The sequence below is a fragment of the Cytobacillus mangrovibacter genome (genome assembly GCF_042865275.1).
Lineage (GTDB): Bacteria > Bacillota > Bacilli > Bacillales > Cytobacillaceae > Cytobacillus > Cytobacillus mangrovibacter.
The window spans coordinates 76,190-91,406 of the sequence record NZ_JBIACJ010000001.1 but is presented as its reverse complement, the minus strand read 5'-3'; the positions used below and the strand labels follow the sequence as shown (position 1 = coordinate 91,406).

Annotated in this window: 16 protein-coding genes; 4 read left to right on the top strand and 12 right to left on the bottom strand. The window is 36.9% G+C overall.

What is annotated here, in order from left to right; genetic code table 11:
• Positions 1-109: 109 nt before the first annotated feature.
• Positions 110-688: a TerD family protein gene (locus tag ACFYKT_RS00485; protein ID WP_389213872.1), complete on the bottom strand. Its 579-nt coding sequence runs from the start codon at positions 686-688 to the stop codon at positions 110-112.
• A gap of 97 nt (positions 689-785) precedes the next feature.
• Complete coding sequence (locus ACFYKT_RS00480; protein ID WP_389213868.1) at positions 786-1,367, bottom strand: TerD family protein; 582 nt, start codon at positions 1,365-1,367, stop codon at positions 786-788.
• A gap of 371 nt (positions 1,368-1,738) precedes the next feature.
• Here ACFYKT_RS00480 and ACFYKT_RS00475 point away from each other — a divergent pair, with 371 nt between their 5' ends.
• Positions 1,739-2,521 carry a hypothetical protein gene (locus tag ACFYKT_RS00475; protein ID WP_389213865.1) on the top strand — a complete coding sequence of 261 codons (783 nt, stop codon included), beginning with the start codon at positions 1,739-1,741 and terminating at the stop codon, positions 2,519-2,521.
• A 37-nt stretch (positions 2,522-2,558) separates the two neighbouring features.
• On the opposite strand, the gene ACFYKT_RS00470 is transcribed toward ACFYKT_RS00475, so the two are convergent.
• Positions 2,559-4,718 carry a PAS domain S-box protein gene (locus ACFYKT_RS00470; protein ID WP_389213862.1) on the bottom strand — a complete coding sequence of 720 codons (2,160 nt, stop codon included), beginning with the start codon at positions 4,716-4,718 and terminating at the stop codon, positions 2,559-2,561.
• A 247-nt stretch (positions 4,719-4,965) separates the two neighbouring features.
• On the opposite strand from ACFYKT_RS00470, the gene yhfH reads away from it, so the two are divergent.
• Together yhfH and pepF are read left to right on the top strand one after the other, a co-directional pair.
• The gene (yhfH, locus tag ACFYKT_RS00465) at positions 4,966-5,100 is read left to right on the top strand and encodes a protein YhfH (RefSeq protein WP_389213859.1); all 135 of its coding nucleotides are present in this window, start codon (positions 4,966-4,968) and stop codon (positions 5,098-5,100) included.
• A gap of 215 nt (positions 5,101-5,315) precedes the next feature.
• A complete protein-coding gene (gene pepF / locus ACFYKT_RS00460) occupies positions 5,316-7,088 on the top strand; it encodes an oligoendopeptidase F (protein WP_389215357.1) in 1,773 nt (590 codons plus the stop codon).
• Positions 7,089-7,220: 132 nt separating this feature from the next.
• On the opposite strand, the gene ACFYKT_RS00455 is transcribed toward pepF, so the two are convergent.
• A complete protein-coding gene (locus ACFYKT_RS00455; protein WP_389215354.1) occupies positions 7,221-7,409 on the bottom strand; it encodes a cold-inducible protein YdjO-related protein in 189 nt (62 codons plus the stop codon).
• 124 nt (positions 7,410-7,533) lie between these two features.
• Here ACFYKT_RS00455 and ACFYKT_RS00450 point away from each other — a divergent pair, with 124 nt between their 5' ends.
• Positions 7,534-7,680, top strand: a complete 147-nt coding sequence (locus ACFYKT_RS00450; RefSeq protein ID WP_389213856.1) for a hypothetical protein — start codon at positions 7,534-7,536, stop codon at positions 7,678-7,680.
• A gap of 51 nt (positions 7,681-7,731) precedes the next feature.
• Here the strand turns inward: ACFYKT_RS00450 and ACFYKT_RS00445 are convergent, their stop codons facing one another.
• From ACFYKT_RS00445 to ACFYKT_RS00410, 8 genes are all read right to left on the bottom strand, one after another.
• On the bottom strand, positions 7,732-8,913 hold the full coding sequence (locus ACFYKT_RS00445) for an MFS transporter (protein ID WP_389213853.1): 1,182 nt from the start codon (positions 8,911-8,913) through the stop codon (positions 7,732-7,734).
• 208 nt (positions 8,914-9,121) lie between these two features.
• Positions 9,122-10,009, bottom strand: coding sequence for a NapH/MauN family ferredoxin-type protein (locus ACFYKT_RS00440; protein ID WP_389213849.1), 888 nt, complete (start codon positions 10,007-10,009; stop codon positions 9,122-9,124).
• A gap of 51 nt (positions 10,010-10,060) precedes the next feature.
• On the bottom strand, positions 10,061-10,279 hold the full coding sequence (tatA, locus tag ACFYKT_RS00435; RefSeq protein ID WP_389213846.1) for a twin-arginine translocase TatA/TatE family subunit: 219 nt from the start codon (positions 10,277-10,279) through the stop codon (positions 10,061-10,063).
• Positions 10,280-10,302: 23 nt separating this feature from the next.
• Complete coding sequence (locus ACFYKT_RS00430; protein WP_389213843.1) at positions 10,303-10,857, bottom strand: 4Fe-4S dicluster domain-containing protein; 555 nt, start codon at positions 10,855-10,857, stop codon at positions 10,303-10,305.
• Positions 10,854-11,117: a chaperone NapD gene (locus tag ACFYKT_RS00425; RefSeq protein WP_389213840.1), complete on the bottom strand. Its 264-nt coding sequence runs from the start codon at positions 11,115-11,117 to the stop codon at positions 10,854-10,856. Before ACFYKT_RS00425 ends, ACFYKT_RS00430 begins: the two co-directional genes overlap by 4 nt.
• 55 nt (positions 11,118-11,172) lie before the next feature.
• Positions 11,173-11,583 (bottom strand): nitrate reductase cytochrome c-type subunit, encoded by a 411-nt coding sequence (locus ACFYKT_RS00420; RefSeq protein WP_389213837.1) that lies wholly within the window; start codon positions 11,581-11,583, stop codon positions 11,173-11,175.
• A gap of 16 nt (positions 11,584-11,599) precedes the next feature.
• Positions 11,600-14,140, bottom strand: coding sequence for a nitrate reductase catalytic subunit NapA (gene napA / locus ACFYKT_RS00415; RefSeq protein WP_389213834.1), 2,541 nt, complete (start codon positions 14,138-14,140; stop codon positions 11,600-11,602).
• 116 nt (positions 14,141-14,256) lie between these two features.
• Positions 14,257-14,853, bottom strand: a complete 597-nt coding sequence (locus tag ACFYKT_RS00410) for a 4Fe-4S dicluster domain-containing protein (protein ID WP_389213832.1) — start codon at positions 14,851-14,853, stop codon at positions 14,257-14,259.
• Positions 14,854-15,217 lie beyond the last annotated feature (364 nt).

Below are 15,217 nucleotides of genomic sequence, written 5' to 3'. Positions count from 1 at the left end.
ATATTAATAATATTGCACCATTTACTGTCTGTAGGCTGGGAATATATTAATTGACTAAGAGAATGCTATTTTAACACAGAGAAAATGGTTTATTCTCCAAAATGAACGATTAAACTTGCAAGCCATAATTGCGGCATAAAGAGGCTAATCCTCCTGAAAATCCACTGCCAATTGCATTGAATTTCCAATCAGCTCCATGACGATACAATTCACATACAACTACTGCTGTTTCGATAGAAAAGTCTTCGCCCAAATCAAAGCGTAGTAACTCCTGATTATTTGAATCATCTACTAAACGAACGAAGGCATTTGATACTTGTCCGAAGTTTTGCAAGCGCTGTTCTGCATCGTGGATTGTAACAGTGATGCCAATTCTATGAACACTAGCAGGGATTTTCGTGAAATCTACGACAAGCTGCTCGTCATCTCCATCCCCTTCCCCTGTCCGGTTATCACCAGTATGTACCACTGCTCCAGATGGATGCTGAAGATTATTATAAAAAATAAAGTCATGGTCGTTAAGACATTTATTATTGGCATCGACTAGAAACGCGGAAGCATCCAAGTCAAAATCATGTCCACCCTGATACTTATTCGTGTCCCAGCCAAGACCAATGATTGCCTTTGTCAGTCCAGGATTTGTCTTTGTTAAATCAATTCTTTGTCCTTTTGATAATTGAATACCCATCGTAAATCCCCCTTAACAAAAAATGAGTTTTTCAAATAAAAAGCCAGGAAGAAAAGCATCTTACCTGGCTGATATCCCATTGTCCAGCAACATTGGCTTAGCCAACATTTAGTCCGAAGTCTGTAGCGATACGTGCTAATCCACCTTGGTAGCCAGAGCCGACTGCAGAGAATTTCCATTCGCCGCTATGACGGTATAATTCTCCGACGATGACCGCCGTCTCAATAGAGAAATCTTCCCCTAAGTCATAACGGATCACTTCTTCATTCGTCTCTTCATTTACAATTCGAACAAAAGCATTTGAAACTTGTCCAAAGTTTTGTCCACGGCTTTCTGCATCATGAATCGTAATAACGAAAGAGATCTTTTCAATATTGGCCGGAACTGCGCTTAAGTTAACTTTAACTTGCTCATCATCGCCGTCTCCTTCACCAGTACGATTATCTCCAGTATGTACAACAGAGCCATTTCCACCTTCTAATTGGTTATAGAAGATAAAATCCTTTTCAGATGCACATTTGCCAGCAGAATCAAGAAGGAAAATGCTAGCATCTAAGTCGAAATCTTGTCCTCCGTCATATTTATTTGTGTCCCATCCAAGTCCAACAATTACCTTTGATAAGCCAGGATTTGTTTTTGTTAAATCAACTTTTTGTCCTTTTGATAATGAAATAGCCATAATCGTGTCATCCTCTCAAATTATTATTATTAAGCAAGGAATAAGCTTGAATTAAGATATTCCTTTCACTACTAGTGTAACCGTTTTAATATAAGGACGTAAACCATTTGCATCCATATCTATTATAATTATACAAAGAATAAGATATAAATGACTGACTCCTTTATTATAAAGAAAGTTACCTATTGCTGTAAAATATTTGGATGATTAAAGTTGAGCCTTTCTCCATCTATTAATTAGATGTAAAACTTAAAATAATTATCGAGTAAATCAGTATTCAGGGTGATTGCCCAATTATGCAACCAATTAAGGTCTTGAGACATAGCATATAAAAAACAGGCTATAATCAAATTCCTTAAAGGAGTGCTTTTATGCTAATGTTCTCAAATCATGAAATTGAGCCGAAGCTTTATCAACGAAAGCCTCAAAGAAATGAGACCCCGAACCAAGAAGATTTTCGTTATAACTACCTCCAAGGAGTATTAAATCAGCAGCAAACCATTAATCAGCAGTTGACAGTTGCTTACGATGCGATGGAGGATCAATTATCCGATTCCTTCGAACAAATTCAGAACCAAATGAAGTCTTCCTCAACAGCATATAATAATCATCTGGAACAACTCCTTACAAGATTAGAAAAGCAGGAAGAACTTTTTAGCCAATTGTCAGCACATACACAGAAGCAAGAATTAGGAAATCAAATGATAGTTGAAAGATTAGAACAGTTAGAAAAAAGAAATGAACAGATCCTGGAAAGCATTAACAATGAAAATTTAATTAATCAAGCGATTCTTGACCAAGTATCAGTCCAGCATTCATCTACAGAAATTCTTACAGGAAAAATCCAAAACTTTGAAAAAATATCGGATGATTTATCAACACAATTAGTGAAACAAGCAGAGAGAGAAGAGGAAATTGTTAAGCAGCTGGATTTGCAAGAAGTATTTCACTCGACAGTCATGGAGCGATTGGATGAGCAAGAAGCAATGACACAAAAAATCTCCCGGCAGCTTGAAAATCTTCGATCAGCCGTTTTTGAGCGTGCTTCATTTCTAAGCCAAAGAATAGACGATAATGTCAAAAAACTAATAAAACCAGTACAAAGCTATTTTGTTCGACAAGATGAAAAAGAGAATAGAAAAACGCATAAATAATTAGAAAAGGAAGGAGCTAATCTCCTTCCTTTTCTAATTAAGCAGACTTTGCCGGTAATTGAATGGTGAAAGTAGTCCCTTTATTGATTTCACTAACTACATCCACTTTGCCGTCATGGCTTTCAATAATATGGAAACTCACCATCAATCCGAGGCCGTTTCCTTTCTTTTTTGTTGTATAGAAAGGTTCACCAATTCGCTTTAGCATATCAGGAGGAATGCCTACTCCAGTATCTTGAATAGATATATGAACCACCTGATTGATAACCCTTGTTTTCACTTTAATTTCTCCACCATTTGGCATGGCATCAATTCCATTTTTTACAAAATTAATTAATACTTGCTTTAGTCGATTTTCATCACATTCGATCATCACATTCTCTGAAGTGTATTCTAAGCCAATATGAATATTTTTCTTCCTTGCTTCAAATTCGAATAATGAAAGGACATTTTTAAGGATTGGAATAATATTCTTTTCTTCTAGGACAACTGATTTCGGTTTAGCCAGCATCATAAAGTCTTCAACAATATTATTTACACGATTAATCTCATCAAGGATAATCGCTAGAAATTCTTGGCGTTCTTTATTTGTTTCATCTAATTGAAGAAATTCCGTATATCCCCTCATTGAAGTAAGTGGGTTTCGGATTTCATGTGCAACCCCTGCGGCAAGCTGGCCAACAGTTGCTAATTTATCCTGCCTGTGCATGATCTCCTCGTTCTTTTTCCGTTCTGTAATATCATTGCGAATGGCAAGGTATTGGTATGGTTTCCCATTTTCATTCAGGAATGGCACAATGGTTGTATCAACCCAATAAAGAGTGCCGTCTTTTGCTTTATTTTTGATTTCGCCCTTCCAAACCTCTCCATACCCAATTGTTTTCCAAAGATCTTGGAAAAATTCCTTTGAATGATACCCTGAATTGAGTAATGAATGTGTCTGGCCAATAATCTCATTTCTACTATACTTAGAAATTTCACAGAATCGATCGTTTACATTCGTAATGATCCCCTTTTCATCTGTAAAAGCAACGATAGAAGATTGATAAAGGGCGAATTTAATATCACTAACTTCCTTTAATGTTTCCTTCAGGTGCTCTTCTGTCGTTTTTAAAGCAGTAATATCAGAGCGAATGGAAATAAACTGATACGGAATCCCTTCTTTATTCAAAAACGGGACAATCGTTGTTTCAACCCAGTAAAGTTTCCCTTCCTTCGAGCGATTACAAAGCTCACCTCTCCAAATTTCCCCATTTTTCAAGGTATCCCATAACTCCTTAAAAAACTCTTTCGAATGATACCCTGAATTTAATAGATTATGGGTTTTTCCAATTATTTCATGTTTTTCGTATTTGGAAATCTCAACAAATTTATCATTTACATAAGTTATTTTTCCATTCGAATCAGAGATAGTAACAATAGAGGATTCATCAAGTGCAGATTTAATATCACTTAAATTAGTATTGCTCACCGCAAGCATTTTCCCTGTTATCGTTCTTGAACCAATCAACCCACTTAAAATAAGAATGGATACAAAAAAGACAAGATAAATAAGATAAGACCCTGGACTCGATGCTGAATGTGCATTTCCTTGAGAACTGAGAGGAAAAGAGGCGCGTAGTAATAGTAAATATCCTTCAATGATCGCACCAGTTATTAGTAATGCACTAATAGGCATTAACCAAATTTCATTTAACCATGACAGACTCCTAGAATAGAACAGCATCCAATAGGTAAAAACAAAAGAACCAAATATAAGAAAAGTTGAAACGGTAAAAAGGATCGGATTAAAAGCAATATTCATTTTCATTGCATACATGCCAGTTACATGAATAGATAGAACAGCAATCGTCATAAAAAAACTGCCGAACAATAATTGCCGAAATTTAAGTTTCTTATCAACAACACAGTAAAAGGCCATTCCGGTAAAAGTAATCCCAAAAACAAGAGACAATACAGTTAAGGGAATATTATAAGTAACAGATGCATTAATATTAATTGCCACCATGCCAATAAAATTCATAATCCATATGCCTACGCCAAGTGAAAAGGTTCCACCTAAAAAAAGGAATCCTTTATTACGTTCAGATGAACGAGTCAGGGAAAATAAATCTAAACCTGTATAGGATGCGATAAATGTAAGAACCATCGCAACAAAAATAAGCATTGGATTGAATAAATGTAAGATTTCAAGCATAGAAGTCAGCAGCCTCCCTCTTTTTCTAAGGCTTTTCGTTTAGAAAAAAATAATCACAAGTATGATTGTAATCCAAATGACTATTCGTTGGAAGTGATAATCAGAAATATCTTTATTTTCCTCTACACATGGTATCGGTTTTTTTATAAAAAACCCAAAATTGTATACACATTTCAGTTAATATCGTATATACTGTACTATAACAAACGGAAATATAATAAACTGTATTATAAAAAGGAGGATTTATATGTTAAATAACTCAGTTGAAAGCTACAAAGCAATGCAAGGAAAAGTTTGTCCAGAATGCGGTAAGAAGGTACATGAACAGACCGAATCCTATTTAATGGAATGTGATCGTTGTCTTTCTAAAAGGGCTGAATAATTAAGTATATCAATCAGACAATTTTAAATGATGTAGAAATGCGATGGATAATCGGCAATCCATCGCATTTTATTTGTTTTAATTTTCTAAAAAGTGTATTTCTTTCAGTGAGTCTTGCTGTATAATAATTAGGTACACGAAATAATTGCTGCTCAATAAAGGAGGAAGCTTCATTGGTTAAAACTGCTGTTAAAAGACTAAAGCGTTCTGAAGTAATGGTTAATTCAACATGGGATTTAAATGATTTATTTGCGTGTGAGACTGATTGGAAAAAGGAAATGGATACCATTGAAAATGATTTAAAGCAATTTGAGCAGTATAAAGGCAAGCTTCAAACGAATGCCGATACTTTATTGGAATGTCTTCTTGCACAAGAAAAGATTATGATCCGTTTAGTTCAAGTTGGAACATATGCGAATTTACGTCAATCAGAGGACGGAACCAATCCGGTTAATCAGGCCAATTCAGCACTTATGGCCTCGTTAAGAGCACAATCAAACGCCTCCCTGTCCTTTATTGATTCAGAAATTCTTTCTTTACCAAATGGAACAATTGAAAGATACATAACTGAAAATGATCAATTGGAGCCTTTCTCAAATCAGTTACATGACTTGCTAGCAACTAAAAAGCATCAGCTCTCCCCTGAAACGGAGGAAGTACTTGCATCCTTAGGTGAAGTACATGCAGCACCATATGCAATTTATCAAGCAGGGAAGCTTGCAGATATGAGATTTGCTGATTTTGATGATCATGAAGGAAATCAATTGCCTAATTCATTTGCTCTTTATGAAGACCGCTATGAATTTTCTTCAAATGCAACGATTAGAAGAAATTCCTATCATGGCTTTTCGGAATCTTTAGCTCAATATAAAAATACTTTTGCTGCTGTCTATTCTGCCGAGGTGAAAAAACAGGTTTCCATTTCAAAGCTTCGAAAGTATGATTCTGTTACAAAAATGCTGTTAGATTCACAACATGTAACTGAAGAAATGTACCATAATCAATTGGATATTATCCAAAAAGAATTAGCCCCGCATATGCGAAGGTTTGCCAAGCTTAAGAAACGCGAATTAGGATTGGAGCAGATGTTGTATTGCGACTTAAAAGCGCCATTAGATCCTGATTTCAATCCAGAGACGACTTATGAAGAGGCAAGCAAAGTAATTTTAGAAGCCTTGCAAGTGATGGGTCCAGAGTATACTGCGATTATGGAAAAGGGTTTGACGGAAAGATGGGTAGACCTTGCAGATAATGTAGGAAAATCCACAGGAGCATTCTGTGCAAGTCCCTATGGTTCTCATCCGTTTATATTGATTACATGGACAAATACAATGCGTGGAGCCTTTGTACTTGCTCATGAGCTTGGCCATGCTGGACATTTCTATTTAGCTAATAAAAATCAGCGGATAATGAATACTCGCCCTTCTACCTATTTTGTTGAAGCTCCTTCAACAATGAATGAACTGCTTCTTGGCGAGCATTTAATGGCAAGCACAGAAGATGAAAGAATGAAACGCTGGGTCATTTTACAGCTATTAGGAACATATTATCATAATTTTGTTACTCATTTATTAGAGGGGGAATTCCAACGTAGAGTCTATTCTCTCGCGGAAAAAGGCACCCCACTTACTGCGAAACTCTTATGTGATCAAAAAGCAGATGTCCTATCAACCTTCTGGGGAGATGCAGTTGTGATTGATGACTATGCTGGCCTTACTTGGATGCGTCAACCACATTATTATATGGGGCTATACCCATATACTTATTCTGCAGGGCTTGCTGCTTCAACTGCAATGACCCAATATATTAAGGAAGAAGGACAACCAGCTGTAGATCGCTGGCTAAACGTTTTAAAGAGTGGCGGAACGAAAAAACCGTTAGACCTTTTAAAACAAGCTGGGATTGATATGTCTAAACCAGATGCCATCCGACATGCTGTTGCTTATGTAGGCTCACTAGTGGATGAATTAGAAAATAGCTATAAATGAGGAAACAAGTCTCTCCATTTTTGGAGGGGCTTTTCTAATTAATCATGAATAAGCAGGCGGTTTATATGTCATGTTATTAATAAGGAGAAAGACTGCTGCCATGATTCAAGCAACAGCCTTTTGACGAACGATCTATTCAATTTGGGGCAGTTCACGAATTTCAGCATTAGTGTCATTTCCGCATAATGGACATTTTAAGTCAGCTGATACAAATTCTTTTCTCATCCAGCCGTTACAGTCATCCTGATTGCATGCGTATACTTCAGTGTCCAACATTACAACTTCAGGCTTATCATCTTGATTTCTTCGATTGAAAAAAATAACAAACGCCCCCTTTTATTATCTAGCGCAAGTGCCAGCGCTTTTCTTACTTAGTATGGTCAATTAAGGAATAATTAACCTTTAAAAGTGGATAAGGGAATCACAAGGATAAGGAGCTATTATTATGAATAAAACTAACCAATCGAAAAAGTACACCATTGTAGGAACAGATATCAATGAGGTAAAACGGCTGAATCAAGATTCTGGCTTATCTTATAATCAAGTAAAGGAGCTATTAGCAAATAGAATGAACCGTAATAAAGATAAATGAGAAAAGGAAGTTGCCCTATGCAACTTCCTTTTCCTACCACCTCAAGATTCCTTACTTCTCCGCGATTGCACGGATTTTGGCAGTGGCCTTTTCTTCTTTTATTAACCATATACACAGGAATATACCGATTATAGATAGAAAACTAAAAAATATGTAGACCGAAAAAATATTGTACTGTTCCAGTATGATCCCGCCGATAAAGGTTGAGAACCAATTTCCAAGACCATTTCCAATAGCAGAATATAATGTGATTCCAGTCGCTGTTATATGAACGGGAGTGATATTACGAATATATTGTAAACCAGCAGGAATAAATAGCCCGATTGAAAAGCCTTGTAAGATAGCTGTGCTATATATTAGCCATAGATCTGGTTCAGTAAAATAGATTAGCCATCTTCCTAATGACACGGCGCCCGCAATAATGGCAACCTGCAAGAGACCAATCCGATTGATCCAATTGGCTGCTACTTTCATGAAGGGAATTTCTGATAGCACGGCAATTAAAAAGGCAATACCTATACCTGTATATGTCCCCCCGCTATCATCAATAAAAAGTCCAAAATAAGTGTTGTTAGCGAGATTAGGACCAAATATCAGAAATGTAATTCCTAGGAATATCAGAAATTTTCTTTGAAAAAGAATTTCTTTAACTCCTCCAAGGAGATTTTGATTTCTTTTACTTTTTTCAGAAGGCATTTTAACAGCTAGAAAGCTTGCTATTAATAAGGAAAAGAAAAATGAATAAAATATGATCTGTGGAGATAATTCTGATAGTCTTCCCATAACAAACACAGCAATACCAAATCCAAGTGATCCAAACAATCGGATATTTCCATAATTCACTTTGACTTTACTCGTATATTTTATCGATAAACTATCAGATACTGGGATAATGGCACTTTGAAAAATAGCCACACATGTTGCGGTAATAAAGATCCAAGTGTATCCGCTAAATGAGATGTACCCAAGTCCGAAAAAACCAGCTGTCAATGTCGTAATCGTTAGAATTTTGATTGGTGCATTTAGCTTATCAGAAGTCATTCCCCAAATAGGCTGAAAGAATATCATTATTATCGGGCTAATCGACATTATCGTCCCAATTTGGTATCCATTTAGCTTCTCCACTTCACTTAAGTAAACGCTTAATAAAGGATATAGACTTCCTGTTGCGAAAAAAGTAAATAAATAAAAACCTTGCATCGTCCATATATTTCTTTTTATCTGCTTTGTCATTACTTGTCCTCACAAATTTTCTTTATCAAAATTAGTACAAAAAATTATATTTGGCAGGTTGCAAAGTATATTGTACCATTTTTAGTTAGGGATATCCTAAAAATTATTTAATGCCATTTTCAATTATTTGTGATTAACAAGCAGAATAATTAATCCGTAATAAAATAAAAGGCAAAACCGAAATGGTTCTGCCTCAAAAAGTAGTAAATTACTTGATAGAATACCACTTAGCTATTCGTTCCTTCTCCGCATGTTCCCGCAACAGATCATCTTCTTTATTTCTAGAGATTGGCAACTGGGCAGTGATTTTTAGTGCGCCAAATGGACAATGATCTACACAAGCTCCGCATAGACTGCAATCACCAGCTGTCACATATTTACTTTCTCTAAAAATACCTGGTTCAAGTATGATTGGATCTGCGAAGCAGACTGAACGGCATTTATCACAGCCGACACATGCATCATGATCAAATTGAACGTTAAATATACCAGCTTTTCCAATGGATTGATAGAATCCTCCTAGGGGGCAAAAATAACGGCACCACCCCCGCTTTGAAATGAGTAATTCAAATAATACAATGGCTAGAATAATCCATATGCCAATACCAAATGTAAATAGTGCATTTCTCATTGTAAAACCAATTGGCGAGAATAATTCAAACACTGGAACACCAACTAGAAATGATAAGAGCAGGACAACAAGTGCTAAATATTTCTTAGTATGTCGATTGTATATTTTGTCAGGTACCTTCACATATTTTCGTAATTTCTCAGTAAATTCTAATAAGGTATTAACTGGACAAACCCAGCTGCAAAACACCCTGCCTCTTACGATGAAATAAAATAGAAAGATGATAAGAGCACCTGACAGATAAACTAAATTCAATTTTTTAGATGCTAGGATAACCTGTAATGCAGCAAATGGATCTGATAGTACAATCCCTACAAAGGTAGATGATCCTAATGAACCGAAGAAAAAATTATCACCCTCTACTGTAACAAACAATAATGGTGAGAGAAAAAGAGCGATGATTGAGAATTGAACGATTCTTCGAGTCAAGGTCCACTTTCGTATCGATTTAACTTTTTTCATCATCATGCTCATTCCTAACCTAATGAGTTGATCTTTATGAACTTGGGACTCGTATTAATCCTTCGTAATAGACTCTTTGGATTGCAAGCTTTCTTCTTTAACAGATTTGATCTCTTGATCTGCATCAGCTACTAATTCCCTAGTAGCTGATTTAAATTCTTTCAGTGTATTCCCTACAGCCCTTCCTAATTCAGGAAGCTTACTTGGTCCAAAAATAATTAAAGCTAATATTAGGATTAAGATTAAACCTGGAATGCCGATATTTGACATCATACCGATTACCCTCTTATTTAGATTTAAATAGTTTGTATGTGAACTCCTTTATAATCTGAAATACAGCTTGCCACACAAAGTCCGCATCCTGTACAGCTATCTTCATTTATCATTGGTTTTCCATTAATTAATTCTATTGCCCCTTTTTCAGGACAGGATCGTACACAATAATCACACATCACATCTTGGAATGTTAAACAGTTATGTTTTTGAATGGCTGCTTTTCCAATAGATGGACTTTTCAATAGGCTAGCTATACTTAATGCGTCAGTTGGGCAAACGTCTATACATACCTTACAAAATGTACATGGGTTCTCATTCGGATTCAAATACGGGGTATTTATTAGTTTGGCACCTTCAGTAAGAGTAAACAAACTGATTATGCCTTCAGGACAGCTATCTTTACATTTGCCGCATCTATTACATGATATTAGAAATTCAAGTTCATTGCGGGCTCCAGGTGGCCTAAAAAAATCTCTTTCTTGTTCAATCTGAGTTCCAATGAAATTACCTAAGAAGCCCACAGTCGCTTCCCAATTAATGGAGAGAAATCGCCTTCTATTTACCCTTTCATTCATTGAGCAACTACTGCTTCTTGATAAGCAGGTTCCTCTTCAAAATTACTATAGGCTAAACAGATGGTAAGAACACCATCAATAGGTTTGAAAGTCTCAGCAATCTTATAGCTTTCATTAATTGTCTTAGCTTCAATTGTGAGAATGATTTTAAAGTTATCCTCAATATGATGAACTTCAACACCATCAATTTTTTGTAAAGCACTTGCTGCAATCGTTGCTTGCCCTGGAATTGTTTCAATGTAAATGCCTGATATCACCATATTAGTTCCCCGTCTTTCTTCTATTTTTTGTGAGTTCCCTTAAGCTGCAAACTTGTTATTCTTCATCATTAAAAGCTGTTTTACTATCGTTTTGTGTCGCATGGCACTGCTGGCAGTTATCTCTAAATATTGTTCCTTTTGTATCTTCATCATAATAATGATTGGCTGGAGGTGTTGGAGCACCTGTTTCTGGTACAGCATGACAAGTCATACAGCTTTCATGATGGATTTCTGGATTCCAGCGATCAATATGATCTGCCGGCTGCATTGGTGGTGCACCGAGGAGCACCATTGTTGCAGATTCCTCCCTGCCATCTTCTGTCAGCTGTGGAATCGCCACTTTCTCATCGGCTTGAATCACTTCTTCATCGGTGCTAGCCGTTTGAGTTGAAAGTAATTTAGTTGATCCAATTGCAACTGAGACTACAAGCATAAATACGACAACATATAATATCTCTCTTCTCATAATTCCACCTCAATCCTTATGCTTTTACAATTTTAACCGCACATTTTTTATAATCAGGTTGTTTAGAAATTGGACAATAGCAATCCAGTGTAACAAGATTAATTAATGTTTCCTCTGCGAAGAAAGGTACATATACTAGACCCTTAGGGGGATTTCCTCTCCCTTTTGTTGTTGCTTTCACTTCTACTTCCCCGCGCCTTGAAATGACTTTAACCATATCTCCATTTTGAATACCCATTGCCTCAGCATCTTCTGGATGAATTTCACAGAAGGCTTCTGGCACTGCTCGATGAAGCTCTGGAACACGTCTTGTCATTGATCCACTATGCCAATGCTCTAATACACGGCCAGTACATAGCCAGAACGGATATTCCGCATCAGGTATCTCTGCCGCATCTTCAAATGGACGGAAGATAACACTTGGCCGGTGATCATCTGATTTATAGAAGTCAATATCTTTATACTTTCCAACGGTTCCAAATTCCTCGACACCATACTGGTCGTAGCCTTCTTCTTGTTTTCCATGAACATAACGCCAGTTTGTTTCTACCCATTCTCCATCCACTTCACGAACAGGCCAGCAAATGCCATGCTGCTTGAAATATTCTTCATATGGAGCCATTTGCTTTGCTTTCAATTTCAGCTTTTTGCCGAGTTCTTGGATTTCTTTATTCGTGTTTTCATGCGGGTTTGTGAATGAACGATATTCTGCCCATAGACGACTATTGACTTCATGACCATCTTCTAGTAAGTCATTTTTATCATAATCCCAAATATTTCCGAATAAGACATCGAAGGCAGGTTTATCACCAATTTTCTTACCATCAAGTGCTCTTTTGGCTACTTGAACGAGTGTCCAAATATCCCATTTCGCTTCACCAGGAGGCTCTGTGCACTTCTCGAATACACTCGTACGTCTTTCCGCATTTCCAAACTGGCCTTCTCGCTCTACCCACATGGCAGCTGGGAAAACAACATCTGCCATTTCTGTAGATTTAGTTGGATATACTTCTGAAACAACGATAAAGCCATCTAGAACGCCTTTTCCGTCTGCATCATTTCCTCTGTATCGGTTCAGTTTTGGCATTGTTTGTCCCCAGTTATTGGACATGCTCCATAGAAACTTTACATTTCCCTTTCCTAATTCCCTGAACATTTTGACTGTATGGAATCCAGGTTTCTCGATTGGATCTAAATATCCTTTTGGCAGATTCCAGATCATTTCCGTGTATCTTCGGTGATCTGGGTTACTTACAACCATATCTGAAGGGAGCCTATGAGAGAACACTCCTACTTCTCTAGCTGTTCCACAAGCACTAGGCTGACCAGTTAGTGAAAATGGACCGTTTCCTGGCTTGCTGATTTTCCCTGTTAACAGATGAATATTATAAACAAGATTATTAATCCAAGTTCCCCGTGTATGCTGATTCATTCCCATTGTCCATAGAGACATAATCTTTTTATTTGGATCGCCAAATTCTTTGGCTAATGCTTCTATGTCTGCAGCAGGAACACCAGAAAGTTTAGCGGCATGTTCAAATGTGTAGGTGCTTACGCTTTGTTTAAATACCTCAAATGTTATGTTCCATACTTTATCAGCATCTTTCCCATCAGTGACATCATAATCATCTTTGAAGGAGTGTCCTAGATTTTCAGTTCCAGCTTTGAACTGGATATGCTCATCTACAAACTTTTGGTCATATAAATTATTTTGAATAAGATAATTGGCAATTGCATTTGCGATTGCTAAATCTGATTGAGGTCTAAAAACTAATACAGTATCGGCTACCTCAGAAGTCCGAGAATGTCTAGTGGTTAGGTCAAAAAGTTTAACGCTTGGATTTGCTAGCTTTCTAGCTGTTAAACGCGAAAATAGAACGGGATGCATCTCAGCCATATTGGCACCCCAGGTGACAAAGACATCTGCTTCATCTAAATCCTTATAAGATCCCATCGGTTCATCAGATTGAAAAGTTGACATAAACCCAGTAACTGCACTTGCCATACATAGTCTAGCATTTGGATCAATATTATTATTTAATAGACCTGCCTTCCAAAGTTTAACAGATACATAACCATCCATAATCGTTTGTTGTCCTGAACCCCAAAATGCGATTGATTTAGGATCCTTTTCATGATTTTCCTTTAATTTCTTTGCTACAAGGTCTAATGCTTCTTCCCATGATGCTTCTCTAAACCCATCCATTGTTCCCTTTTTCGATCGGTCTTCACGAATGAGCGGCTTCGTTAATCGATCTTTGCCGAATAATATTTTGCCAACGTAAAATCCTTTAATACAATTAAGTCCCCTGCTTGAACGATTATCTGGGTCGCCTTTTGTTGCAACAACTTTTCCGTCTTTTATTCCTACTAAAACGCCACAGCCAGTACCACAGAATCGGCAAACGGTCGATTTCCATTCATCCGGTTCTGTCGTTTCTACTGCTGTTGCTACATCAGTTCCAGCTGTTTTTGTATCTTTCTTTTTACAACCAGCGACTGCCATTGTCATGGAAATAGCGGTAGCTTTAAGTAAGGTTCTTCTAGTTAATTCCATTGTTTACTTTCCTCCCTTTTAAGTGAAGAATCTCTATCTCTATTTATATATTTAAAGTGGCTTGTATCTTCAGGCGAGGATATAATCAATCCTCTGCTTGCCACTAAAAACCAAAATTAAAATAAGCCCTTTATTTCTCTTGGTTTGACTCTTATGGCAATGGGATTGTCGACGACACATCTTTCTTCACAAATTCCACAGCCGACACACTTTTCCGGATCAATAATCGGTGCGAAAACGGCATGTGTAGGATCATCAGGCTTCACATAAATATTAAGCTTAATTGCCTCATCGATCAGCGGACATTCTCGGTAGCAAACCTCACATCTCATTCCTTGATAAGCAATGCAGCTATCCGTATCAATAACAGCTGTTCCCATTTCCACATCATAAACATTATTGATGCCTGTCAATGCATCTGTCGGGCATACATTTACACAAGGATAGTCATCACATAGTCTGCAAGGATTATCCCTTGCATCTATATAAGGTGTTCCGATTCCAAAACCTAAGTTTTCTTTGCCCATTTTGATAGAATCATAAGGACATGCCTGATTACACTTTCCGCATCTGACACAAAGGGCAAGAAATTCATCCTCATCTGCTGCACCAGGAGGGCGGAGTACAGTTTTGTTTCCTGCTTTCATCATGCCTAACAGTTCATAGGCAGCAATCCCACCAATTAATAATTTGAAAAATCCTGCACCCTTCATTTAACTAGCCTCCCTTGTTTTGCAGGTCTACATGTTATGTACTTGAAAAATCTTATCTATATCGTAAGCCTTCCCATTTCCTAGTTCTGTGACTTATTCCTCATAACACAGAATGTTCAAAAGTGCCTAAAATAGCGCCAATACTGACATCTTGAATCTGTTGTAATTAATGTTCACATGCAGTTCAAACTCTTGCCATTTTTCTGACATAAGTTAATTTCCTCTTAAAAAAGTAAAATGGATACGAGCTAAAGCAGATGTTGTCGATAATTGTTAGAATATTTGTTTAATTATTCATTGATTATCAATTTTTCATAGTGTTAACATAGTATTGTAAGCGTTCACACTAGCATTCTTCTCATTT